26 protein-coding genes and 1 pseudogene are annotated in these 22963 nt (G+C 69.3%); 6 read left to right on the top strand and 21 right to left on the bottom strand.

Annotated elements, in window-relative coordinates:
• Window positions 1-5: 5 nt before the first annotated feature.
• The 7 genes and pseudogenes from pxpA to NF681_06705 form a co-directional block, all read right to left on the bottom strand.
• Complete coding sequence (gene pxpA, locus NF681_06735) at window positions 6-749, bottom strand: 5-oxoprolinase subunit PxpA (GenBank protein UST54883.1); 744 nt, start codon at window positions 747-749, stop codon at window positions 6-8.
• Window positions 750-969: 220 nt separating this feature from the next.
• Window positions 970-1941, bottom strand: a pseudogene (locus NF681_06730) (biotin-dependent carboxyltransferase family protein).
• Window positions 1938-2633 (bottom strand): 5-oxoprolinase subunit PxpB, encoded by a 696-nt coding sequence (gene pxpB, locus NF681_06725; GenBank protein ID UST54882.1) that lies wholly within the window; start codon window positions 2631-2633, stop codon window positions 1938-1940. Before pxpB ends, NF681_06730 begins: the two are co-directional and overlap by 4 nt.
• Window positions 2634-2642: 9 nt before the next feature.
• Window positions 2643-3143, bottom strand: coding sequence for a pantetheine-phosphate adenylyltransferase (gene coaD, locus NF681_06720; protein ID UST54881.1), 501 nt, complete (start codon window positions 3141-3143; stop codon window positions 2643-2645).
• A 95-nt stretch (window positions 3144-3238) separates the two neighbouring features.
• A complete protein-coding gene (gene rlmJ / locus NF681_06715; protein UST54880.1) occupies window positions 3239-3928 on the bottom strand; it encodes a 23S rRNA (adenine(2030)-N(6))-methyltransferase RlmJ in 690 nt (229 codons plus the stop codon).
• Window positions 3925-5280, bottom strand: a complete 1356-nt coding sequence (locus tag NF681_06710; protein UST54879.1) for an insulinase family protein — start codon at window positions 5278-5280, stop codon at window positions 3925-3927. Before NF681_06710 ends, rlmJ begins: the two co-directional genes overlap by 4 nt.
• Window positions 5281-5294: 14 nt before the next feature.
• Complete coding sequence (locus NF681_06705; GenBank protein UST54878.1) at window positions 5295-6752, bottom strand: insulinase family protein; 1458 nt, start codon at window positions 6750-6752, stop codon at window positions 5295-5297.
• Between the two features lie 29 nt (window positions 6753-6781).
• On the opposite strand from NF681_06705, the gene ftsY reads away from it, so the two are divergent.
• Window positions 6782-7990 carry a signal recognition particle-docking protein FtsY gene (gene ftsY, locus NF681_06700; GenBank protein UST54877.1) on the top strand — a complete coding sequence of 403 codons (1209 nt, stop codon included), beginning with the start codon at window positions 6782-6784 and terminating at the stop codon, window positions 7988-7990.
• A gap of 304 nt (window positions 7991-8294) precedes the next feature.
• Window positions 8295-9242, top strand: coding sequence for an RNA polymerase sigma factor RpoH (rpoH, locus tag NF681_06695; protein UST54876.1), 948 nt, complete (start codon window positions 8295-8297; stop codon window positions 9240-9242).
• Window positions 9243-9276: 34 nt separating this feature from the next.
• Here rpoH and NF681_06690 read toward each other — a convergent pair whose 3' ends face one another.
• From NF681_06690 to NF681_06670, 5 genes are read right to left on the bottom strand one after another with little or no spacing between them, the layout of a single operon-like run.
• Complete coding sequence (locus NF681_06690; GenBank protein UST54875.1) at window positions 9277-9906, bottom strand: SCO family protein; 630 nt, start codon at window positions 9904-9906, stop codon at window positions 9277-9279.
• A gap of 46 nt (window positions 9907-9952) precedes the next feature.
• Window positions 9953-10870 (bottom strand): heme o synthase, encoded by a 918-nt coding sequence (cyoE, locus tag NF681_06685; protein UST54874.1) that lies wholly within the window; start codon window positions 10868-10870, stop codon window positions 9953-9955.
• Window positions 10867-12111, bottom strand: coding sequence for a COX15/CtaA family protein (locus tag NF681_06680; GenBank protein UST54873.1), 1245 nt, complete (start codon window positions 12109-12111; stop codon window positions 10867-10869). The genes cyoE and NF681_06680 overlap by 4 nt, the downstream gene beginning before the upstream one ends.
• A gap of 26 nt (window positions 12112-12137) precedes the next feature.
• Window positions 12138-12818 (bottom strand): hypothetical protein, encoded by a 681-nt coding sequence (locus NF681_06675; protein ID UST54872.1) that lies wholly within the window; start codon window positions 12816-12818, stop codon window positions 12138-12140.
• Window positions 12811-13881: an SURF1 family protein gene (locus NF681_06670; GenBank protein ID UST54871.1), complete on the bottom strand. Its 1071-nt coding sequence runs from the start codon at window positions 13879-13881 to the stop codon at window positions 12811-12813. Before NF681_06670 ends, NF681_06675 begins: the two co-directional genes overlap by 8 nt.
• 1 nt (window position 13882) lies before the next feature.
• Between NF681_06670 and NF681_06665 the strand changes: the two genes are divergently transcribed.
• Both NF681_06665 and NF681_06660 read left to right on the top strand, forming a co-directional pair.
• Window positions 13883-14089 carry a hypothetical protein gene (locus tag NF681_06665; GenBank protein UST54870.1) on the top strand — a complete coding sequence of 69 codons (207 nt, stop codon included), beginning with the start codon at window positions 13883-13885 and terminating at the stop codon, window positions 14087-14089.
• A 200-nt stretch (window positions 14090-14289) separates the two neighbouring features.
• Window positions 14290-14514: a twin transmembrane helix small protein gene (locus NF681_06660; protein ID UST54869.1), complete on the top strand. Its 225-nt coding sequence runs from the start codon at window positions 14290-14292 to the stop codon at window positions 14512-14514.
• Between the two features lie 107 nt (window positions 14515-14621).
• Here the strand turns inward: NF681_06660 and NF681_06655 are convergent, their stop codons facing one another.
• The 8 genes from NF681_06655 to NF681_06620 all read right to left on the bottom strand — a co-directional run bounded on the left by NF681_06655 (window position 14622) and on the right by NF681_06620 (window position 21088).
• Window positions 14622-15503, bottom strand: coding sequence for a cytochrome c oxidase subunit 3 (locus NF681_06655; protein UST54868.1), 882 nt, complete (start codon window positions 15501-15503; stop codon window positions 14622-14624).
• A gap of 63 nt (window positions 15504-15566) precedes the next feature.
• Window positions 15567-15794 carry a DUF2970 domain-containing protein gene (locus NF681_06650; GenBank protein UST54867.1) on the bottom strand — a complete coding sequence of 76 codons (228 nt, stop codon included), beginning with the start codon at window positions 15792-15794 and terminating at the stop codon, window positions 15567-15569.
• On the bottom strand, window positions 15791-16420 hold the full coding sequence (locus NF681_06645; GenBank protein ID UST54866.1) for a cytochrome c oxidase assembly protein: 630 nt from the start codon (window positions 16418-16420) through the stop codon (window positions 15791-15793). Before NF681_06645 ends, NF681_06650 begins: the two co-directional genes overlap by 4 nt.
• A 57-nt stretch (window positions 16421-16477) precedes the next feature.
• A complete protein-coding gene (locus NF681_06640; GenBank protein UST54865.1) occupies window positions 16478-16588 on the bottom strand; it encodes a cytochrome oxidase small assembly protein in 111 nt (36 codons plus the stop codon).
• Window positions 16589-16629: 41 nt separating this feature from the next.
• On the bottom strand, window positions 16630-18261 hold the full coding sequence (gene ctaD, locus NF681_06635) for a cytochrome c oxidase subunit I (GenBank protein UST54864.1): 1632 nt from the start codon (window positions 18259-18261) through the stop codon (window positions 16630-16632).
• Window positions 18262-18308: 47 nt separating this feature from the next.
• Window positions 18309-19490 carry a cytochrome c oxidase subunit II gene (gene coxB, locus NF681_06630; protein UST54863.1) on the bottom strand — a complete coding sequence of 394 codons (1182 nt, stop codon included), beginning with the start codon at window positions 19488-19490 and terminating at the stop codon, window positions 18309-18311.
• A 79-nt stretch (window positions 19491-19569) separates the two neighbouring features.
• Window positions 19570-20046 (bottom strand): DUF2244 domain-containing protein, encoded by a 477-nt coding sequence (locus NF681_06625; GenBank protein UST54862.1) that lies wholly within the window; start codon window positions 20044-20046, stop codon window positions 19570-19572.
• Between the two features lie 130 nt (window positions 20047-20176).
• Window positions 20177-21088 (bottom strand): biotin synthase, encoded by a 912-nt coding sequence (locus NF681_06620; GenBank protein ID UST54861.1) that lies wholly within the window; start codon window positions 21086-21088, stop codon window positions 20177-20179.
• Window positions 21089-21111: 23 nt separating this feature from the next.
• On the opposite strand from NF681_06620, the gene NF681_06615 reads away from it, so the two are divergent.
• Both NF681_06615 and trmL read left to right on the top strand, forming a co-directional pair.
• The gene (locus NF681_06615; GenBank protein UST54860.1) at window positions 21112-21858 is read left to right on the top strand and encodes a ComF family protein; all 747 of its coding nucleotides are present in this window, start codon (window positions 21112-21114) and stop codon (window positions 21856-21858) included.
• Between the two features lie 115 nt (window positions 21859-21973).
• Window positions 21974-22435: a tRNA (uridine(34)/cytosine(34)/5-carboxymethylaminomethyluridine(34)-2'-O)-methyltransferase TrmL gene (trmL, locus tag NF681_06610; GenBank protein ID UST54859.1), complete on the top strand. Its 462-nt coding sequence runs from the start codon at window positions 21974-21976 to the stop codon at window positions 22433-22435.
• A 67-nt stretch (window positions 22436-22502) separates the two neighbouring features.
• Here the strand turns inward: trmL and NF681_06605 are convergent, their stop codons facing one another.
• Window positions 22503-22961: a MaoC family dehydratase gene (locus tag NF681_06605; GenBank protein UST54858.1), complete on the bottom strand. Its 459-nt coding sequence runs from the start codon at window positions 22959-22961 to the stop codon at window positions 22503-22505.
• Between the last annotated feature and the right edge of the window lie 2 nt (window positions 22962-22963).

Genomic DNA, 22963 nt, shown 5'->3' with positions numbered 1-22963 from the left:
GGCCCTCAGGCGGCCGTGGCCATGACCGCGATCCCCTCGCCTTCCAGCGCCGCGCGGATGCGCCGGGCGAAGGCCAGCGCGTGCGCGCCGTCGCCGTGCAGGCACACGGTCTGGGCGTTGACGGCCACCACGCTGCCGTCGATGGCCGTGACGCGGTGGTCGCGCACCAGCGACAGGGTCTGCGCCAGCGACGCCGCCTCGTCCTCGATCAGCGCCCCCGCCTGGCTGCGCGGCACCAGGCTGCCGTCGGGCATGTAGCCACGGTCGGCGAAGACCTCCTCCACCGGCCTCAGGCCGGCGCGTTCCGCGGCGGCGATCATGCCGCTGCCGGCCAGGCCGAAGAAGCGCAGGCCGGGGTCGAAGCGCCGCACGGCCTCGCAGATGGCGGCGGCGAGTTCGGGCTCCTTGACCGCCTGGTTGTAGAGCGCGCCGTGCGGCTTCACGTGGGCGAGCGTGCCACCCTCGGCCTTGACGATGGCCGCGAGCGCACCGATCTGATAGAGCAGGCCGTCGACGATCTCCTGCGGCGGCAGGTGCATGGTGCTGCGGCCGAAGTTGGCGCGGTCCGGAAAGCTCGGGTGAGCGCCGATCGCCACATGGCGATCGATCGCCCAGCGCACGCACTGGCGCATGGTGGACGCGTCGCCCGCGTGCCAGCCGCAGGCGATGTTGGCCGAGCTCACCAGCGCGAGCAGTTCCTCGTCGCTGCCCGCGCCTTCGCCGAGGTCGGCGTTCAGGTCAATCTGCATGGAATGGTCCTCCAACGTTGGAATCGGGGTTCGCTGCCGGCGACGCGGAAGCGGAGGCGGAAGCAGGCTCAGGAGCGGACGCGGCCGACCCGGTCGGCGCCGGCGCGATCGGCCAGCCCGCCGCGCTCAGGCCCTGCAAGGCCAGTGCCAGGTAACGGCGCTGCGCCTCCCAGGCGAGCCGGGCCTGAACCGCGTCGACCTGCACCAAGCGCAGCGCGCCCCCCAGCGGTGCCTGCGCGAGCTTCCACAGGTCGGCGCGGATCACGGCGCCAATGCGCGGATAGCCGCCGGTGGTCTGGGCATCGCCCATCAGGACGATCGGCTGGCCCGTGGGCGGCACCTGGACCGTGCCCGGCACGACGCCCGAGGACAGCATCTCCCCGGACCGCGCGCGCTGCAGGGCCGGGCCCTCGAGGCGGCTGCCCATGCGGTTGCTCTGCGGCGTGATGCGCCAGCGCGCGCGCCACAGCGCGGCCTGGGAAGCGCGCGTGAAGTGGTCGAACTCGGGCCCGGGCATGACGCGCAGGACGATCGCGTCGCCGTCATCGTCGCCTTCGTCGCGATGCCCGCCGAAGAGGCTGTGCGCCCGCGCGCCGGCCTTGGCGGCATCGGAGTCCGGCATCGCGTGGCGGTCGCGCTCGTCGATGCCGCCCTCGGGTCCGCGCAGGCCGAGGGCACGGCGCCCGCGCTGCGCGGCATCGAGCGCGGAGGGGCCCAGGGCCAGCCGGTCGCCCTTCTTCAGCGCCCGGCCGCGATGGCCGCCGAAGCCGGCCTTGAGGTCGGTGCTGCGCGAGCCGAGCACCATGGGCACGTCGATGCCGCCGGCCACCGCCAGCCAGGCCCGCAGCCCAGGGCCGGCGCCCGTTGCGCCCGCCCTGCCCTCGCCCAGCACCAGCGACTGCCCGGCCTGGACGGCCACGCTCCAGTACGGCGCCAGCGGCGTGCCGTCGAGCCGGGCACCGAAGTCGCCGCCGGCCAGCGCGATGCGCGTGTCGGCCTCGAAGCGCAGCTCGCAGCGTCCCATGGTCAGTTCGATCCCGGCGGCGCCGGGCGCGTTGCCCACCAGCCGGTTGGCCAGGGTCAGCGCCAGCGCATCGAGCGCGCCGCCGGGGCAGATGCCCAGGTCGCGGTGGCCGTGCCGGCCCAGGTCCTGCACCGAGGCCAGGAGGCCGGGCCTGACGACGACGATCATGGCTCGAAGCTTTCGACGACGAAGCGCACGCGGTCGCCCGGGCGCAGCAGGGTCGGCTCGGCCGCCTGCGGGTCGAACAGTTCGAGCGCGGTCCGCCCGATGAGCTGCCAGCCCCCGGGCGACGCGAGCGGGTAGATGCCGGTCTGGGCCCCGCCGATGCCCACGGAGCGCGCCGGCACGGTCAGGCGCGGCTCGGTCCGGCGCGGCGTGGCGAGTTCCGGCGCGAGCCCGCCCATGAAGGCGAAGCCCGGCAGGAAGCCCAGCAGGTAGACCACGTACTCGCCCCCCGCGTGGCGGCGCACCACCTCGGCGGGCGCGAGGCCGGTGTGGGCGGCGACGTCGGCCAGGTCGGGGCCGTGCGCGCCGCCATAGGCCACGGGGATCTCGACGGTGCGCCCGGGCGCGTCCATGTCCTCGCCGCCGGCGCCGAGCTGCGGCCACGCGGTCAGGACCTGGATCTCCAGCTCGGCCGCGTCGACCAGCGCCGGGTCGAACAGCAGGGTCAGGTTGTTCATCCCCGGCAGGGCCTCGCTCACCGCCGGCCACCGCAGGGCCTCCTCCCGCAGGGCCCAGATGCGTCGCTGCCGCGCCAGGGTGGCGGGCGCGGCCAGGGTGCAGACCAGGGCCCCGTCGCCCAGCGCGTGGAGTCGCGGCAGATCGCGCGGCGCGGCGCTCGTGATCGACGACACCATGGTCGTCGCCTAGCCGAGCGACAGTTCGCGCACCTTGGCTTCGAGCTTGCTCTGCACGAAGGGCGAGACGAACTTGTCGATCTCGCCGCCGAGCGTGGCGATCTCGCGCACGAAGGTGCTGGAGATGAACTGGTACTTGTCGCTGGGCGTGAGGAAGACCGTCTCGACGTCGGGCATGAGCGAGCGGTTCATCCCGGCGAGCTGAAATTCGTAGTCGAAGTCGGTGACCGCGCGCAGCCCGCGCACCATCGCCTTGCCGCCCCGGGAGACGACGAAGTCGCGCAGCAGGCCGGAGAAGCTCTCGATGGTGACGCGGTCGCGATAGGGCCGCGCCGCCTCCTCGGCCATGGCGATGCGCTCGGGCAGCGAGAACATCGCCTTCTTGTGGTGGCCGGCCGCGACGGCGACGATGACGTGCGAGAACAGCTGCGTGGCGCGCCGCACGACGTCCTCGTGGCCCAGCGTCATCGGGTCGAAAGTGCCGGGATAGACCGCGATCACGCTGGACATCGGGAGAGTCTCCTCTGGGTGGCCGTCGACGACGGCGGCTGCTGGAATCGGTGTCTTGGGCGGGCCCGGGTCCGGACCCTTCGGAATCCAGCGGATTATGCCGACGGATCGGTCCCGGTCGCGTCCTCGTCGGCGGGGCGCAGCAGGTGCGCGTGCACGGCGCCGGCCTTGAGGTGGCGGAAGACCCGCAGTCCGAAGCCGGCGAGCTCGTCGTCGTTCCACCGGCGCGCCGCCTCCAGATAGACGGCGCCGTCGGGACGCAGCGCCCGCGCGGCCGCGCGCAGGGCCGGCTCGTAGAGCGCCGGCGTCTCGAAGGGCGGATCGAGCAGTACCAGGTGCAGGCTGCCGGGCACCGCGCGCTCCAGCGCCGTCACGCCGTTGCCGCGCTCGACGCGCACCGCCTCGGCCATCAGCTTCGCCTTGATCTTCAGCAGGCGCTCGACGAGCTCGGCATCCTGCTCGCAGACCAGCACCTGCGCCGCGCCGCGCGAGGCCGCCTCGAACCCCAGCGCGCCCGTGCCGGCGAAGGCGTCCACGCAGTGCCAGCCGGGCAGCTCCCCACCGCCCGCGCCGGCCAGGCTGGCGAGCCAGTTGAAGAGCGTCTCGCGCACCCGGTCGGGCGTCGGGCGCAGGCCGGGCTTGTCGGCCACGGCCAGGCGCGTGCGCTTCCACTGGCCGCCGACGATGCGGACCTCGTGCGGGCGCTTGTCGTGCTGGGGCGCATTCGGCTTGGCGGCGCGGGCGGCCTTGCCGGTCGGCCCGACGCGGGGACCCGGGCGCGTCATGGCTTGCCTCCCACGACGACGGCGGCCATGCGATCGGGCTGCAGCTTGCGCGCGAAGGCGGCTCGGATGTCGGAGACGGTGACGGCGTTCATTCGGGTGGTCCAGGTATCGAGGTAGTCCAGCGGCAGGTCGTTCCAGGCGATGTTGGCGACGTTGCCGAGCAGTTTGGCGTTGCTGTCGAGCAGCAGCGGGAAGCCGCCGACGACATTGTCCTTCGCCGCCTTGAGTTCGGCCTGCGTCGGGCCGTCGGCGACGAACTTCGCCACCACCTCGCGCGACACGGCCAGCGCCTGCGCGGCTTGGTCGGGCCGGGTCTGGAAGGCCACGCGGAAGGCCCCGGCGTGCAGTCCCGGGGAGAAACCGCTGTAGACGCTGTAGGCCAGGCCGCGCTTCTCGCGCACCTCGCTGGTCAGGCGCGAGACGAAGCCGCCGCCACCCAGGACGTAGTTGCCCAGGGTGAGCGCGAAGTGGTCCGGATCACGCCGCTGGTAGCCCGGCTGGCCGAGCATCACGTGCGCCTGGGCGGAGTCGAACGGCATCTCCGTCACGCTCGCGGCGGCGAGCGGCGCCACCTCGGCGACCGGCGGCAACGGCGCGCAGCCGGCCTCGGCGGGCGGCGGCAGGCGCGACAGCAGCCGCGTGGCGATGGCCTCGGCCTGGGCGCGCGTGACGGCGCCGACGATGCTCAGCTTCGCGCGGCAGGGCTGGATCAGGCGCTCGTGGCGCGCGCGCATCGCCACCGTGTCGATCGCCGCGAGGGTCGCCTCGGTGGTCTCCTCGCCATAGGGGTGGCTGCCGTACACCTTCTGGGCGAACGTGCGGGCGACCACGGTGCCCGGACGGGTGTTGGCTTCCTTGATGGCGGCACCGATCTGCTCGCGCTCGCGCCGCCAGACGTCGTCCGGGAACGCCGGCTCGCCGATCTCGCGCGCGGCCAGGGCCACGGCACGATCGAGCAGCGCCGGATCGGCCAGGGTTCTCAGGGTGAAGCTGGTGCGCTCCGGGCCGGCCCCGGCGTCGAACGACGCACCGAGGTCGGCCCAGGCCTCGCCCAGGGCGTTCTCGTCGAGCGCGGGCTCGCCGCCGGCGGCGCGCAAGCCCTTCTCGATCATCAGGGCGCTGGTGCTCGCCAGGCCGGCCTGCGCGGGCGGGTCGCGCCGGCTGCCGGCGTCGAAGTCGACCTGCACGTCGACGATGGGCAGCGCGTCGGTCGCCGCCAGGTAGACGCGGGCGCCATTGGCGAGCGTCCAGTTCTGGATCGGCGGCGCGGCCTGCGCGGGAAGGGCGACGAGGGTGGTCGCGCCGGCCAGCAGCAGGCCGGCGGCGAGGGTTCTGAGGTTCTTCTGCAGCATGGAAACGGTGTCCTTCAACGCAGCTCGCCGGCGGGTGCGGGGCGCGGGCGGCGGTTCTTCTCGGGCGGCAGGGGGCGCAGCGTGGCCACGGTGAGCTGGTCGTCGCCGAAATAGCGGCCGGCCACGGCCTGCACCTGCTCGGCGGTCACGGCCTGGAGCCGCGCGATGATGCGCGCGCTGGCGTCCAGCGGCAGGCCCTGGACCCACTGGCTGCCCAGCTCGCGCGCCTGCGCCATGACGGAGTCGAGCTTGTAGGTCTCGCTGGCCACCCACTGCGTCTTGACGCGGGCGAGTTCGGCCGCGCCCACCCCCTCCTTCGCCACGCGGGCGATCTCGGCGCGCAATGCCGCCTCGACGGCCTCGGTGGTCTTGCCCGGCGCCGGCACGCCGTCGAGTTCGAAGAGCTGCGGACCGCGGCCGATGAAGCCGGCGCCACTGCCGGCGGAATCGGCCACGCGGTCGGGACCCTGCGTCAGCGCCCGGTCGAGCCGTGCGCCCGGATAGCCGTCGAGCAGGGCCGAGAGCACCACCAGCGCCCAGGCGTCGCTCTCGCCGTCGAGGCTTTCCAGGCGCGGCGTGCGGAACGCCAGCGAGACGTAGGCCTGTTCGGCCGGCGCCTTGAATTCCAGGCGCCGGATGCCGCGCTGCTCGGGCTCGGTGCGGGGCTTGCGCGCCGGCACCGCCCGCGCGGGAATGCGGCCGTAGTAGCGTTCGGCCAGCGTCCGCACCCTGGCGACGTCGACGTCGCCGGCCACCACGATCGCCGCGTTGGCGGGCACGTACCACTTGGCGTGGAAGTCGCGCACGTCGTCCGGCGTCATGGCGTCGAGGTCGCTCATCCAGCCGACGATCGGCCGGTGATAGGGCGAGGCCATGAAGACGGCGGCGTTCTGCTGCTCGCCGAGCAGGGCGCGCGGCTGGTCCTCGGTGCGCAGCCGGCGCTCCTCCTTGATGACCTCGATCTCGCGCTTGAACTCGGCATCGGGCCACTGGTTGTCGGCGAAGCGGTCGGCCTCGATCTTCATCACGTCCTCGAGCTTGCCCGCCGGGATCTGCTGGTAGTAGCCGGTGAAGTCGCGCGAGGTGAAGGCGTTCTCCTGACCGCCCAGCGCGGCCACCTGGCGCGAGAACTCGCCCGGCGGGATCCGCTTGGTGCCCTTGAACATCATGTGCTCGAGGGCGTGCGCAACGCCGGAGGTGCCGTCGACCTCGTCCATGGCACCCACCCGCACCCACACCATGTGCACCGCCGTGGGGGAGCGGCGGTCGGGCTTGACGATCAGGGTCATGCCGTTGGACAGCGTGAACTGCTGCGCGCGCGCGCTGTCGCCGGCCGGTGTCCCGGACGTCGGGGAGACAGGTGGCGCTGTGGGAGGGGAAGTCTGGGCGGAGGCCGGCAGGATCCAGGACGCCGAGAGCGCCAGGGCCAGCACCACGCCCGACGCCGAACGGCGTGGCAAGGGGTGTTTCATAGAATGGCTCGGATTGTAAAAAAGCACCGATGTTCAGTTTCTTCAAGAAAAAGCCGCAGCCCGACGACGTCGCGCCGCCCGCTGTCGCGTCCGAACCCGCCACGGCCCCGCCGCCGACGGTTCCAGCCGCGAAATCCGTGTTCTCGCCGTCGAGTTGGTTCGGCGGCAAGCCCGAAGCCGTGCCCGGGCCGGCGCCCGACGTGCCGGCCATCACGCCGATCGTGCCACGTCCTTCGCTGGCACCGGCGCCTCCCGCCCCGGGCCCCGTCGCCATTCCCGGCTCCAGGACGTCCCCGGGGTCGCCCGCCCGTCCCGCTCCGATGGCCGAGGCGGCGCGCCAGGGCTGGATCGACAAGCTCAAGACCGGGCTGCGCAAGACCGGCACCGGCATCCAGGCCGTCTTCGTCAATGCCCAGATCGACGAGGAACTCTACGAGGAGCTGGAGACCGCGCTGCTCATGGCGGACACGGGCGTCAAGGCCACCGAATACCTGCTCGACGACCTGCGCCGCCGCGTCAAGAGCCAGATCGCCACCAACGCGCAGCAGGTGCGCGTGCTGCTCGCCGAGGCCATCGCGGACCTGCTGCGCCCGCTGGAGAAGCCGCTGGAGATCGGTCGCCACGTGCCGACGGTGATCATGGTCGCCGGCGTCAACGGCGCGGGCAAGACGACCTCCATCGGCAAGCTCACCAAGCACCTTTCCAGCGAAGGCGCGTCGGTCCTGCTGGCGGCCGCCGACACCTTCCGTGCGGCGGCCCGCGAGCAACTGCTCGTCTGGGCCGACCGCAACACAGTGGAGATCGTCAGCAACGCCGGGGGTGATCCCTCGGCCGTCAGCTTCGACGCCGTGAATGCCGGCCGGGCGCGTGGCAAGGACGTGGTGCTCGTCGACACCGCCGGCCGCTTGCCCACGCAGTTGCATCTCATGGACGAACTGCGCAAGATCAAGCGCGTGGTCGCCAAGGCGGAGGCCACGGCGCCTCACGAGCTGCTGCTTGTCATCGACGGCAACACCGGGCAGAACGCGCTGGCGCAGGTCAAGGCGTTCGACGAGGCGCTGGGGCTGACTGGGCTGATCGTCACCAAGCTCGACGGCACCGCCAAGGGCGGCGTGCTGTGCGCCATCGCGCGCGAACGGCCGATCCCGGTCTACTTCATCGGCGTCGGCGAACGTCTCGAGGACCTCGAGACGTTCGACGCCCGCGAGTTCGCGCAGGCCCTCGTCGGGACCGACTGAGGCCACGGGATCGCTTCGGCCGGACGCCGCGCGGTCGGGATGACGTCGGTCATCGCGAGGGGCATCGACCGACATCGGCCGACAGCCGGGTCGCTCGGCATGGCCCATCTTGATGTTTGCGAAATCCATCCGGACGCGGTCCGCGATGCCTTCGCGACGCGCTTCCATCCCCCTTGCTTTGTTGCCGAATTCGGAACAATGAATTCCGAAAACCGCCTGATTGATGCAATTAGGCTCGGAACTACTGCTTTGGCACTCCCTCTAACCGAGTGCTAATATGACAATCCACAAAGGAGTTTCCCTGATGACATCGCTGTCTGGAGCCTCTATCGCGACCCACCAGCTCGCCGTCGCCAATCCATGGTCGATGGTGCCGCCGCTCGGCAACCTCGATGCCTACATTTCGACGGCCAACCGCCTGCCCCTGCTCACGCTCGAGGAAGAGCAGGGCTTCGCGCGCAAGCTGCGCGACCACAACGACCTCGAAGCCGCCGGCGCGCTGGTCCTGTCGCATCTGCGCCTCGTCATCTCGATCTCGCGCCAATACCTCGGCTATGGCCTCCCGCACGGCGACCTGATCCAGGAAGGCAACATCGGCCTGATGAAGGCGGTGAAGCGCTTCGACCCGGACCAGGGCGTGCGGCTCGTGAGCTACGCCATGCACTGGATCAAGGCCGAGATCCACGAGTACATCCTGAAGAACTGGCGGATGGTCAAGGTCGCGACGACCAAGGCGCAACGCAAGCTGTTCTTCAATCTGCGTTCCATGAAGCAGAACTTCAAGGCCGACGCCGCCGCCGCCGACCACGGGACGCACCGCGACACGCTCAGCCCGGCCGAGGTCAACGCCATGGCCGCCAAGCTGAACGTCAAGCGCGAGGAAGTCCTCGAGATGGAAACGCGTCTCTCGGGCGGCGACGTGATGCTCGATCCCGGTCCGGCCGACGACGGCGACGAAGGCTTCGGTCCGATCGCCTACTTGGCCGACGCGACCCAGGAGCCGACCGCGCAGCTGGAATCCCAGCAGCGCGACCGCCTGTCGAGCGAAGGCATCACGACCGCGCTCGAAGCGCTGGACGATCGCAGCCGCCGCATCGTCGAGGAACGCTGGCTCAAGGTGAACGACGACGGCTCGGGCGGCATGACGCTGCACGACCTCGCCGCGGTCTATGGCGTCTCGGCGGAGCGCATCCGTCAGATCGAGGTCGCGGCGATGAAGAAAATGAAGAAGGCGCTGGTCGAATACGCCTGAAGCCCGGGGTCGGGGTCCCGGCCCTCTTCCTGCTTCAGCCCTGGGCCAGCAGGGTCTTCACATCCGCCACCATCGGCTCCACGCCCGAGCCATAGCGCGAATACAGCCGCAACCGGCCCGCCGGGTCGTAGATGTAACTCGCGGCGGAATGGTCCATCGAGTAGCTCGTCGGGGTCGAGCCCTCGACCTTCTTGTAGTAGAACTTGAAGTCCTTCGACAGCGCGGCGAGTTCCTCGGGCGTCGGAATCAGGGCGACGATGCTCGGGTCGAAGGCCTGGGTGTAGGCCTTCATCACCGGTGCCGTGTCGCGCTCGGGATCGACGGTCACGAACACCACCTGCAACTTGTCCGCGTCCTTGCCCAGTTCCTGCCTGACCTGCGCCATCTCGGTCATCGTGGTGGGACACACGTCCGGGCACTGCGCATAGCCGAAGAACATCACCACGACCTTGCCCTTGAAGTCGGCCAACGTGCGTCGGCGCCCATCGGCATCCGTCAGGGAAAAGTCCTTGGCGTAATCGGCACCGGTCAGGTCGACGGCCCTGAAGCTTTGCTTGGGCGTCGATTCGGAACACGCCGCGAGACCGCTGCCGAGCAGCGTGAATCCGACGCCGCGGGCCAGCGCCGAGGCGCCGACGCAATGGAGGAAACGACGCTTGTCCATGGATGTTTTCGTGGGGTCGGGCCCCGGGGTGGTGTGGATGCGTGGATCAGAAAACGTAGTGATCGACCAGAAGGGCCGCGAACAGCACGCTCAGGTGGATCAACGAGAAGCGGAAGGTCTTGCGTGCCAGTGCGTCCGAGTAGTCGCGCCACAACGCGAACGCGTAGCCGCAGAAGCCCAGACTGACCGCCACCGCGACCGCGAGGTAGAGCCAGCCGCTCATGCCGTAGATGAACGGCAGCAGGCACGCGGCCAGCAGGATGAAGGTGTAGAGCAGCACCTGCAGCCGCGTGAAAGCGTTGCCGTGCGTGACCGGCAGCATCGGCAGCCCGGACTTGCGGTAGTCCTCGACGCGGTAGAGCGCCAGCGCCCAGAAATGCGGCGGCGTCCACAGGAAGATGATGAGGAAGAGGATCATGGCCTCCGGACCGACGTCACCGGTCATGGCGGACCACCCGAGCACGGGCGGCATGGCCCCGGACGCCCCGCCGATCACGATGTTCTGCGGCGTCAGCGGCTTCAGGATGACGGTGTAGATGACGGCATAGCCCACGAACGTGGCGAAGGTCAGCCACATGGTCAACGGATTCACGGTCAACCACAGCAATGCCGAACCCGTCGCGCACAGCGCCGCCGAGAACGCGAGCGCCTGGATGTCGCTCAATTCGCCACGCGCGGTGGGACGCCAGGCGGTGCGCTTCATGCGCGCGTCGATGCCCTTCTCCACCAGGCAATTGAAGGCGGCCGCCGCACCCGCCACCAGCCAGATGCCGATGCAGGCGAGCAGGCCGCGCTTGAGGTCGGCCCCGGTGGGCACGCCCGGGACGGCCAGCACCATGCCGATGAGGGCACAGAAGACGATCAGCTGCACCACGCGCGGCTTGGTCAGCGCGTAGAACTGGCGCACGACGTTCGTCAGCGAAGCGGCATGCGGCGCGGGGGTCGGCACGGGTTGGTGGCTCATGGCGCGGCGACGTTCGTGGCCGCGCGGGCTCGGTCGCCGCCCCGCAAGGCGGTCGCGGGCACCGTCCGGGCGGCGGCGTCCCGCGAGGCGACCCGCCGGCTTCCGCACAGGGTCCAGGTCAGCACCACGGCCAGCGCCGCGGCGCCGCCGGTGTGCAGCACGGCGGCCACCAGCGGCCAGCCCAGCAGCACGTTGCCCAGGCCGGTGGCGAGTTGCAGCAGCGCCAGTCCGGCGAGCCACCTGGCCTGGTCGCGCAAGGCGGGAACGTCACGATGCAGCCGCCAGGCCAGTGCGCCGAGCGCGGCGAACACCACGTAGGCGGTCAGCCGGTGGACGTAGTGGATCGCCGTGAGCGCGGAAAAATCGATCGGCGCACCGGCCGCGTCCACACCGAGTTCCCGCCAGACCTGAAAGCCCTGCGCGAAATTCATCGGGGGCCACCAGCTGCCCTGGCAGGTGGGGAACTGCGTGCAGGCCAGCACCGCGTAGTTGGTGCTGACCCAGCCGCCCAGGGCGATCTGCAGCGCCACCAGCACGGTGGTGGCCACCAGCAGGAGCCGCAGCGGCGTGGCCAACGCGACGGGCCCGCGCCCGGCGGCGGCCTGCTGATAGCGCACGGCCTGGATGCACAGCAGCGCCAGCAGCACGATCGCGCCCATCAGGTGGAGCGTGACGATCGCCGGAAACAGCTTCAGCGTGACGGTCAGCGCACCGAAGGCACCCTGCAGGCAGACCCAGGCGAGCGTCGCCGCCGGCCACCAGGCGCTGAGCGCGGTCGATGCCGGAGCCGGATCCGTGGCTGCGTGCGCCACCAGGCGCCGCTGGCGACGACGCACGATCCAGGTGGCGACGGCCAGGGTCAGGATGAGCACGCCGACGCCGGTGGCGAGGTAACGATGCACCATCTCGACCCAGGCCTTGCCATGCGTGACCGGACCGGTGGGCTGGACCGACTGCGCCATGGCGATCTCGTGGCGCGCGCCGAGCGGGCTGGCGTTGCCGTAGCAGCCTGGCCAGTCCGGACAGCCCAGGCCGGAATCGGTCAGGCGCGTGAAGGCACCGAAGAGGGTCAGGTCGAACGTGAGGAACAGCGTGAGGACGGTCAGCGCATGCAGCCGGCGCGCGGCGCCCGCACCGGCATGGCGACGCCACACCCACAGGAGCGGTCCGAGCGCGAGCAGGATGCCCACGGCCATCAGCCAGGCGATGGGCGCGAGATCGTAGAGGGAGGTGTGTTCCATGAAGGGGGTGTCGACGGCGTGCGGCGTCAGCGGCCGGGCTCGTCCCACGAGGAAGACGCGCGCAGCAGGCGTTCCAGATCGCGCTTGGCGCGCGCGGCACCCTCGGCATCCATGCCGGCCGGAAAGCGCATCATCCAGTTGCCCTGTGGATCCACGACGAAGAAGTGCTCGGCCGGCCCATGGCCTGCGGCCGGCGCGAGCCACGCTGCCAGGCGCGCGGCCGGCACGCGCAGCACGGTCGCGCCGCGCAGCCCGTTGTCGAGCCGGGGCGGGATCGGCGCGTCGTCGCTCACCAGCCAGACGCGATCGAGCCGGTCCTTCTCGCGTCCCAGGCTCTCGCGCAACTGCCGCTGGAGATAGAGCTGGCGCTCGCACAGGGCATCGCACGCGGCATCGGCGACCGCCACCAGCAACCACTGGCCCTGCAACGCACGCAGCGGGACGGCCCGGCCGTCCGGCGACGTCGCCTCCAGCGCCGGCATGGGGCGTTGCGGGTCGATCAGCTCGCCGTAGACGCGGCGGCCTTCCGGACGGATCACGTAGTAGGTGAAATACGACGCGATGACCGGTGCCGCGCAACACAGCAGCACGACCACCATCTTCCAGCGCCCCAGTCGCGTGCGCCGCGTGTCGCCCGCGCCGAGCGCCTGCTGGGGCGACGGCATCGAGTGCACCGTCAGTCCGAGCGGCTCGTCGCCCTCAGCCACGGCGGTGCCGGCGCGACCTGCGCCAGGGGACGATGAGTTGGAACCAGACATAGAGGAGTGCGACAAGGCCGGTCAAGCCGAACCACTGGAATGCATAGCCGTAATGCTTCTCGACGCCGAGGGCCGGGGCCGGCCAGTCGCGCAGAAGGCCTTCGGAGGCCGCGCCGGTCTGTTGCAGGGTGAGGTCGGTACGCAGCGGCAGCCGGGTCTCGGCGCGGAACGCGTTGAGGTCCAGATTCTGCCGGATGGGAGAAGACCCCACGGCGCGGTCCCGGGCGGCCGTGATGGCCGCTGCGGCGGCCGCGTTGCGCGCGGCGGCGGACGCGGGACGCGCGTTCCCGTCGCCCCCCACGATCGACTCCGAGGCCGGAGCGACGCCCGCCGTCGCATCCGCTGCGCGCGCGAGCGCATCGTTGCCTCGGCCCGGCGCCATGCCTTCGACCGCGACCGGCGAGGCAGCATCCGATGTCGCGGCCGGAGCGGCGGTCGGTCCGGGGGCGCCGTTGGCACCAGTGGGTGACATCGTCGAGACCACGGTCGCGACCGCGTCGGATGCCGCGCTGGCCGCCGCCGCGGCCCAGGCCCCGGGCATCGCGGCGCTCGGGGCCGCGCGCGACGGCGTACCCGCCATCGAACCCAGGTCCAGGAGCCGCCCCGGTGGCGACGCCACGAGCGCGGTGATCTCGACCAATCCACTGGGCGTTTCCACCGGCGCGAGCAACGCGCGGTCGTTGAAATTGCGCGGGATCCAGCCGCGCTGCACCAGCACGGTCCGCTCGCTGCCTTCGATGGCGAACGGCGTGAGCACGTAGAACCCGGTCAGGCCATGCATCTGGCGATTGTCGAGGTAGGTCGTCTGTGGCCCCAGCCACAGTCCGCGCAGACGCACCGGCCGATGCAGGACCGGCGCGGGGTCGCCCAGCGCGAGGAATTCGTCCTGGTCGAGTGGCGGCAGCAGCTGCTGGGCCTCGATGCCGGCTTGCAGGGCGATCTTCTGCGCGGCCCGCGAGCGCTGCCACTGACCCAGCGACGCGGTGGCCGCCAGGGTGAGCAACGTGGCCACCGTGACCAGTGCGAAGCGCCAAGGACGCCACGCCCGGACCGGAGGCGCCGACGGCACGGGCGGCGACGGCGCCGCGGGCACGGCTTGCACCTCCGGAACAGGCGGCGCGGGGGCGACACTGGCGACGCTGGCGGGCGGGGAGGAGGCCGAGAGCGACGGCATCATCGCGGGCTCCGGCCGGTCGGTCGCGGATTCGGGCCTGAGGTGAAGCGGAGGTCTGGCGGGCTGTGCCACCGGAGCCGCCGGCACGGACGATCGTGCCGGTTCCGGATGCCCACCGGTCGCCGACGGCACTCGGGGCCGCGGCTGCACCTGGCTTTGCGGCTGCGCCCACGGACGCACTCGAGCCCCGGTCCACGACGCAGCCTTGGCCGGCGCCGCGGCGGCACCCGGCCGATAATCCGGCGCATGAAATACCTCATCGCGGCGGCCTTCGTCGGCATCCTGGGCAGCCTGGGCTGGGCGCTCGTTTCGATGCTGCGAGGCGGCGGGCGCGACGGCCGCGCCCGAAGCGGCAACATGGCGCGCGCGCTGACCGTGCGCATCGGGCTTTCGGTGCTGCTGTTCGTCTGCCTGCTGGCGGCGTGGAAGCTGGGCTACATCCAGCCGGGCGGGCTCCCGATCGGCAAGTAGGTCGTGCTCGTTCCAGGTCCAGAACGACGCCCGCTCACCGCGACCGTTGCCGGGAAGCCATGAAAAAAGCGCCTCGCGGCGCTTGGTGGTCGTGCCGGGATGCTCGTTCAAAGCCAGTACACCATCACATAGAGGCCCAGCCAGACCACGTCGACGAAGTGCCAGTACCAGGCCGCGCCTTCGAAGCCGAAGTGGCGCTCGGGCGTGAAATGACCGCGCTGCAGGCGCAGCGTGATGAACAGCAGCATCAGCATGCCGATGAGGACGTGCAGGCCGTGAAAGCCGGTCAGCATGAAGAAGGTCGAACCGTAGGTGCCTGAACTCAGCTTGAGGTTGAGTTCGGTATAGAGGTGGTAGTACTCGTAACCCTGCACGCCGAGGAAGACAATGCCCAGAACGACGGTCAGCCACATGAAGCGCACGCACTGCGCGCGATGATCGGCACGCAATGCGTGGTGGGCGATGGTCAGCGTCACGCCGGAACTCAGCAGCAGCGCCGTGTTGATGGTGGGCAGCCAGAACGGGCCGACGGTCTGGAACGGCTCGACGATGTCGGCCGGTGAACCGGTCGCGCCGGCCGCCATGCTCGGCCACACGGCCTTGAAATCGGGCCACAGCAGCGCGTTGTCCAGGCTGCCGAGCGCGGGCAACGCATGGACGCGAGCCCACCAAAGCGCCGTGAAGAACGCACCGAAGAACATCACCTCGGAAAAGATGAACCAGCTCATGCTCCAGCGGTAGGACAGATCGATGCGATGGCTGTACTGTCCGCCCTCGCTTTCGCCGATCGCATCGCGGAACCATTGGTAGAGCACGCCCCACCACCACAGCAGGCCGAACGCGAGCGAATAGGCACCCCATTGCTGGCCGTTGATCCACTGGCCTGCGCCGAGGATGACGAAGAACAGCCCGATCGACGCCATGAGCGGATGACGCGACGGTCCGGGCACGAAATAGTAGGGTGTCGTGGCGTGCGTGGTTGAACTCATATCAGCTCCTGCTTTCTTCTCTCGATTCGGATGTTCTGTCGCATGCGATGCAAAAAAGGGATTTCAAGCCGCGACCACGTGCCGGACCAGCACGATCAGCGCGACGACGAACACGATCACGGCCACCAGTCCCACGATCACGACGTGCAGCGGCGTGAGGCGAGCGATGTCTTCCTGATAGGCACTGTTCTTCCGCACGCCGAAGAAACCCCAGGCCACCGCCTTGACGGTGCGCCAGACGCTGCCCCGCCCACCACGGGCCACCTCGCCGCCATCGCCGTTCGTTCTCACGAACGAGGCTCCGTGACGGGCACGATCGATCCGACCGATGCGCTCGGCGCGGCAGGCGTCTTGCCTCCCACCTCGAAGAACGTATAGGACAGGGTGATGGTCGTCACGTCCTTGGATATCTTCGGATCGATCACGAAGGCCACCGGCCATTCCTTCTTTTCGCCGGCCTCCAGCGTGTACTGGCTGAAGCAGAAGCACTCGAGCTTGTTGAAGTAAGGCGCTGCCTGCGCCGGCGCGTAGCTCGGGATCGCCTGCGCCGCCATTCGACGGTTCTGCACATTCTGGAATTCGTACATCACCGATTTCAACTCGCCCGGATGCACCTGGATGGAGCGTTGGGCCGGCTTGAAGTCCCACGGCCCCCGCACGTTGGCGTCGAACTCGACCGTGATGGTGCGGCTCATGTCGACCTGCGAATTCTCGGGCACGCGCACCTGTGCGCCGGCAGCGCCGTTTCCGGGCACCTGGCGCTCGGTCAACGAAAGAATGTTGATGCCGGTCATCTCGCAGATGTGTCGATACACCGGGATGAGCAGGTAGCCAAACGCGAACATGCCGCAGGCCACCACGGCGAGCTTGCCCACCATGCGGAGGTTCTCGCGATGCAGCCGTTGACCGATGCTCATGAGCGTCCTGGTGTCCTGGGAGATCGTCTAGCTGGCGGGATCGAGACGACGTTCAGCTCAGCGGCCGAACACCACCATGCGCACCAGGAAACCGATGAAGAACAGGATGGCGATCGACGCCAGCGTCAACCCCATGCGGCGGTTGTTCTTCTTTTGCTCGGGTGTCATGGCCATGGATGTGCGGCGTCCTGATCGGTCGTTGCGTCGGCTCAGCCGATGATCTTGGACGCCGTGGCATCCAGACGCGGCGGCGTCTCGAAGGTGTGGAACGGCGCCGGCGACGGCACTTCCCATTCGAGTCCTTCGGCGGCTTCCCACGGCTTCTGTGGGGCCTTCTCACCCTTGCCCATCATGGCGGGCAGGACGATGAACACGAAGAAATAGACCTGGGCAAGACCGAAGGCGAACGCGCCGACGCTGGCCACGGCGTTGAAGTCGGCGAACTGCATCGGATAGTCGGCATAGCGACGCGGCATGCCGGCGAGACCCAGGAAATGCATCGGGAAGAAAGTGACATTGAAGGAGATCAGCGACCACCAGAAGTGCAGCTTGCCGCGTGCCTCGCTGTACATCACCCCGGTCCATTTCGGCAGCCAGTAATACACGCCGGCGAACATGGCGTAGAGCGAGCCCGCCACCAGCACGTAGTGGAAGTGCGCCACCACGTAGTAGGTGTCCTGCAGCTGGATGTCGATGGGCGCCACGGCCAGGATCAGGCCGGTGAAGCCGCCCATGGTGAAGACGAAGATGAAGCCGACCGCGAACAGCATCGGCGTCTCGAAGGTCATCGAGCCTTGCCACATCGTCGCGATCCAGTTGAAGATCTTCACGGCCGTGGGCACGGCGATCAGCATCGTCGCGTACATGAAGAAGAGCTGGCCAGTGACCGGCATGCCGGTCGTGAACATGTGGTGCGCCCAGACGATGAACGACAGGATGGCGATCGACGAGGTGGCGTAGACCATCGACGCGTAGCCGAAAAGCTTCTTGCGCGAGAACGCCGGCACGATCTGGCTGATGATGCCGAAGGCCGGCAGGATCATGATGTAGACCTCGGGATGGCCGAAGAACCAGAAGATGTGCTGGTACATCACCGGGTCGCCGCCACCGGCGGGATTGAAGAAGCTGGTGCCGAAGTGACGATCGGTCAACGTCATCGTGATGGCGCCGGCGAGCACCGGCATCACGGCGATGAGCAGATAGGCGGTGATGAGCCAGGTCCAGCAGAACATCGGCATCTTCATGAGCGTCATGCCCGGAGCGCGCATGTTGAGGATCGTGACGATGATGTTGATGGAACCCATGATCGAAGAGGCCCCCAGCAGGTGCATCGCGAAGATGCCGGCGTCCATCGACGGGCCCATCTGCAACGTGAGCGGCGCGTAGAGCGTCCAGCCGGCCGCCGGAGCGCCGCCGGGCATGAAGAAGCTCGACACCAGGGTCAGCGCGGCCGGAATCATCAGCCAGAAGCTGAAGTTGTTCATGCGCGCGAACGCCATGTCGGACGCGCCGATCTGCAACGGAATCATCCAGTTCGCGAAACCGACGAAGGCCGGCATGATCGCGCCGAACACCATGATCAGACCGTGCATGGTGGTGAACTGGTTGAAGAGTTCAGGATTGACCAATTGCAGGCCGGGCTGGAACAACTCGGCGCGGATCAGCAACGCGAGCACACCGCCCACCATCAGCATGGTGAAGCTGAACAGCAGGTACAGCGTGCCGATGTCCTTGTGATTGGTCGCGAACAGCCAGCGACGCCAGCCGGTGGGAGCGTCGTGATGTTCGTCATGGGCATGGTCGCCGTGGGCGTGGCCGTGGGGGTCGAGGACTGCGCTCATGTCTTGGATTCCTTGGATGTCGGGGCGTCGCGGACTTCAGGCGCCGCTCAGAGCTTGGCCCGCTCGGCCTTGACTTCGGCTGGCTGCACCAGTTGGCCGGTCTTGTTGGACCAGCTGTTCTTCGTGAAGCTGATCACGGCGGCGAGATCGGTGTCGCTCAATTGCTTCCAGGCCGGCATGGCGCCGTTGTTCTGGCCCCTGAGCAGCACGTTGATCTGGTCGGCGTGGTTGGGGTCGAGCACCTTGGGCGAGCCGTCGAGCGGCTTGATCGGTCCCGCGCCCTTGCCGTTGGCCTGATGGCAGGCGGCGCAATTGGCGGCGTAGACGCGCTCGCCGCGCGCCATGATCTCGGGCAGCGCCCAGACCTTGTTCGGGTCGTCGAGCTTGGCCGCGGCTTCCTTGCGCTTGCCGTCGACCCAGGCGGTGTAGTCGGCCGCCGAGACCACCTTCACGTGGATGGGCATGTACGCATGCTCCTTGCCACACAGTTCCTGGCACTGGCCGTAGTAGTCGCCCACCTTCTCGGCCCGAAACCACGTGTCGCGCACGAAGCCGGGAATCGCATCCTGCTTGATGCCGAACTGAGGTACGGCAAAGGCGTGGATCACGTCGTTGGCGGTGGTGATCACGCGGATCTTCTTGTCGACCGGCACCACGAACGGGTTGTCCACCTTGAAAAGATAGTCGACCGGGATCGTGCCCTTGGCGCCGGCATCCGACATGGCCCGGTGCGAACTGTCGAGCGTGGAGATGAAGCCCAGCCCCTCGCCCTCCCCCTTGATGTAGTCGTAACCCCACTTCCACTGATAGCCGGTGACCTTGACGGTGAGGTCGGCGTTGGTGGTGTCCTTCTGTGCCACCAGCACCTTCGTGGCGGGAAGCGCCATGAGGATCACGATGACGAAAGGCACGATGGTCCAGATCACCTCGACCACCACGGACTCGTGAAAGTTGGCGGCCTTGTGGCCCACCGACTTGCGATGCTTCCAGATCGAATAGAACATCACCGCGAACACGGCGACGAAGATGACCGTGCACAGGATCATCATGAGCGTGTGCAGGAGATGCTGCTCCTGGGCGATCTTGGTGACGCCGGTGGGCAGGTTCAGCTGACGCACCATGGGCCCGCCGGGCAGGTCCTCGACCGCGTGCGCCATGCCGCCGAACGTCGCGCCGACGGCCAGCAGGAGATGTGCGGGACTGAACTTGTTGCGCCAAATGCTCTTCATCGTGATCACTTCTTCTTCATTCGTCCGTTGAATCCACACGGGCCCGTGTCATCGGCGACGCCCACACGCACCTGTCCGCTCAGGCACCGCGCAGCGCCATGCGGATCTCCCGCGCCAGCGCCGCCCTCAGTTCAGGACGCACGTAACGCCCCACCTTGACCGAACGTCCCTGACCCGACACCTTGATCAGCGAGCGGTCGCTGGCCTCGGGTTCGACACGCACCTGATGCGGCAGGAACTCGACGCGCTCGCGATGCCCGGCATTCTCCAGTTCAACCACCAGCCTTCCAGCCTGAAGCTCGATGCGCTCGCCATCCGTCGCATGCCGGGCATACATCAGGAACGCCACACCCACGGCCACCAGTTCCAGCCACGCGAAAGGCAGCACCATCGTCGCGCCGCACAACCAGAACGCCACACCGATGCCAAGCGAGACAAAACACAGCGAGGCGTACAACCAGCCGAGCTGGGACGGCGTCACCGAGCAGTTGCGCTTCAGCAGCCAGTGGGTGTCCTGGCCGGAAACGGTGGCAAAACGAAACACGGAATTCGACACGGGCGAGTTCGGCAGATCGGTTCGTCGACAGCCGCCGAACCCTCATCCGACGGACGTCGATCGCGGGGGGATTCCCGGGAGTTGGCGCAGCCCCGGATTGTAGCGGCTCACCTATCGAAAGCGAGGCGCTTTAGGGACGCCCGCGCTGCAGCATCTCGCGCATCTGACGCAGCGACACGGCGCTTTCGCCTGACAGCGCGACGCGCGGTGGCGGTTTGAAGGCATGGCCGTAGACGACCTCGAACGTCAGTGCGATGCGGCCGTCGTTGTGTCCGGGAACGGCCAGCGCCGCCAAGGCTTGGTGCAAGGCATCGCGCCAGCGTCTTCCGCGCAGCGCCCCGAAGCGCTGCGGGTGCAGGTTGCGTCCGAGACCGCGCAGTTCGGCCAGTGCGGCCTCGGGCGTGGCCCAGGTCAGCACGACGCGCTCCATGTCCATGATCGGCTCGGCGAAACCGGCGCCCACGAGCATGTCGCCCCAGTCGTGCATGTCGGTGAACTGGTGACCGGGCGGCGGCCAGCCGAACTGTTCGTAGAGGCCGCGCAACTCGTGCAGCGTGTCGGGCCCGAGGCACGAGAACATGAGGAAGCCATCGGTCGCCAGGCGCGCGTGCCAAGTGGCGATCAGCGCCTGGGGATCGGGCGCCATGTGCAGCGCCATGTTGGCCCAGAGCAGATCCACGCCCGCTTCCGGCGGCGCCTCGAAGCGCGCCTGACCGCCCTGCCAGCGCCGCGCGTTCCACCACGGCACGGCCAGGGTCCGGGCCGTGAGCGCCGCCAGGGGGGCGTCGGGTTCGATCACGAAGACCGGCGCATCGCGATAGCGCCTGGCGACGCGTGCGTGCGCCTCGAGACCGCCACGCAAAGGTGACCAGTCGGCCCAGCTGGCGGGCTTGGCGGTGATCCATTGCAGGCGATCCTCCATGCGCCGGCCGATCTCCTCGTGCAGCCACGGCGAGCCTTCCCCGACGATCGGCAGGCGCGCCCATCGCACGGCGGCCACGGGATCGATGGTGGGCGGACGCTGAGAGGATTCGGCAGGCATGGGAACGCTCAGTATATTGAGCGATGCGTTCCCGCCGGGCCGTGCGCCCTTTCCACTTTCCCCGCCTGCTGTCGTCCCTGGCGGACGCTCTGGCGACCCGCGTACCGAGCCAGTGCGCGATCTGCCGCGCCTGGCCGTCACGACCGCTGTGCGACCCATGCATCGCCCGGTTCGCGGCGCCCGTGGCGCGTTGCCCTGCCTGCGCCATTCCCGTGCCCCCCGGCGTCGAGCGCTGCAGCGACTGCGTGCGCCACCCCCCGCCGCTGGACGCCTGCATCGCCGCCTGCGCCTACGCCTGGCCTTGGCCCGTGCACATCGGCCACTTCAAGTTCCGTGGCGAGACCGGTTGGGCGGCCGTCTTCGCGCAGCTCATGCGCAGCGCGCCGTGGACCGAGCCGGCGCTCGAGCGCTGCGATGTGGTGCTGCCGATGCCACTGGCGAAGGCACGCCTGCGGGAGCGCGGGTTCAACCAGTCGCTCGAACTCGCGCGCCGCCTGTCGCCCGGCAAGACCGATGCGACCCTGTTGCTGCGTCTGCGCGACACGCCCGCGCAGCACGGACTCGCACGTGCGCAACGGCTGCTCAACCTGCAGGGTGCGTTCGCCGTCGAGCCACTGCGCGCGGCGTCGCTGCGCGGCCGTCGCGTCGTGCTGGTGGACGACGTCATGACCAGCGGCGCATCGCTGTTCGCTGCGGCACAGGTGCTGCGGGCCGCCGGTGCGGCGCACCTCACGGGCCTGGTGCTGGCCAGGACGGAAGCGCCAGCCTGAGGCCACGGACCGCCGCGTCGCTATCCTCCCGCATGCTCGCGTCCATCCGGCACCGTGCGGGTTCCACCTGCCTTCCCCGACCACTGCCGACCGTCGAAGCCATCCATCCCGCGCCATGTTCCACATCGTCCTCGTCGAACCCGAAATACCGCCCAACACCGGCAACGTGATCCGGCTGTCGGCCAACACCGGCTGCACGCTGCACCTGGTCGAGCCCCTGGGCTTCTCGATGGACGACCGCCTGCTGCGCCGCGCCGGCCTGGACTACCACGAGTACGCCGAGGTGCGTCGCCATGCCGGCTGGGACGCGCTGCTCGATGCCGAGCACCCGGCGCCCGATCGCATGTTCGCCCTCACCACGCGGGGCACCCGCACCGTGCACGACACGGCATTCGAGCCGGGGGACTGGCTGGTCTTCGGATCGGAGACACGCGGCCTGGCACCCGCGTTGCGCGAGCGGTTCCCCGCGGCGCAGCGACTGCGCCTGCCGATGCGCGAGCACCAGCGCAGCCTGAACCTCTCGAATGCCGTCGCCGTGACCGTCTTCGAAGCCTGGCGCCAGCAGGGTTTCGCGTGAATCCGGTGCCGCCGCGCGTCGCGACGCCGGCCCTGGCCGCGCGCCGTCAGACCGCCCCCGTCACGCCTCAGCGGTAGCGACGCACCACCGATTCCGCCACGCAGGCGGGCTTGGTCGCGCCTTCGAGCTCGACCGTCGTCTCCCACGTCATCTGGTAGCCGTCCCCGGCGATCGGTTCGGCCGACAAGAGCTTCATGCGGGCACGCAACCGGCTGCCCACGGGCACGGGGGACATGAAACGCACGCGGTTGAGTCCGTAGTTCACGCCCATGCCGGATTCGACGATCTCCAGCGCGGACTCGAAGAAACGCGGCAGCAGCGACAGCGTCAGAAAACCGTGTGCGATCGGCGCGCCGAACGGGCCGGCCTTGGCGCGTTCGGGGTCGACGTGGATCCACTGATGGTCGCCGGTGGCCTCGGCGAACCGGTCCACCTGCGCCTGCGTGACGACGAGCCAGTCGCTCACGGCGACGTCCTGGCCGGCCTGATCGGCCAGTTCGCGAAGGGTCTGGAAGGTCTTTTTCATGC

The organism is Comamonadaceae bacterium OTU4NAUVB1 (assembly GCA_024372625.1).
Taxonomy (GTDB): domain Bacteria; phylum Pseudomonadota; class Gammaproteobacteria; order Burkholderiales; family Burkholderiaceae_C; genus Variovorax.
This window is presented reverse-complemented; position numbering and strand designations above follow the sequence as displayed.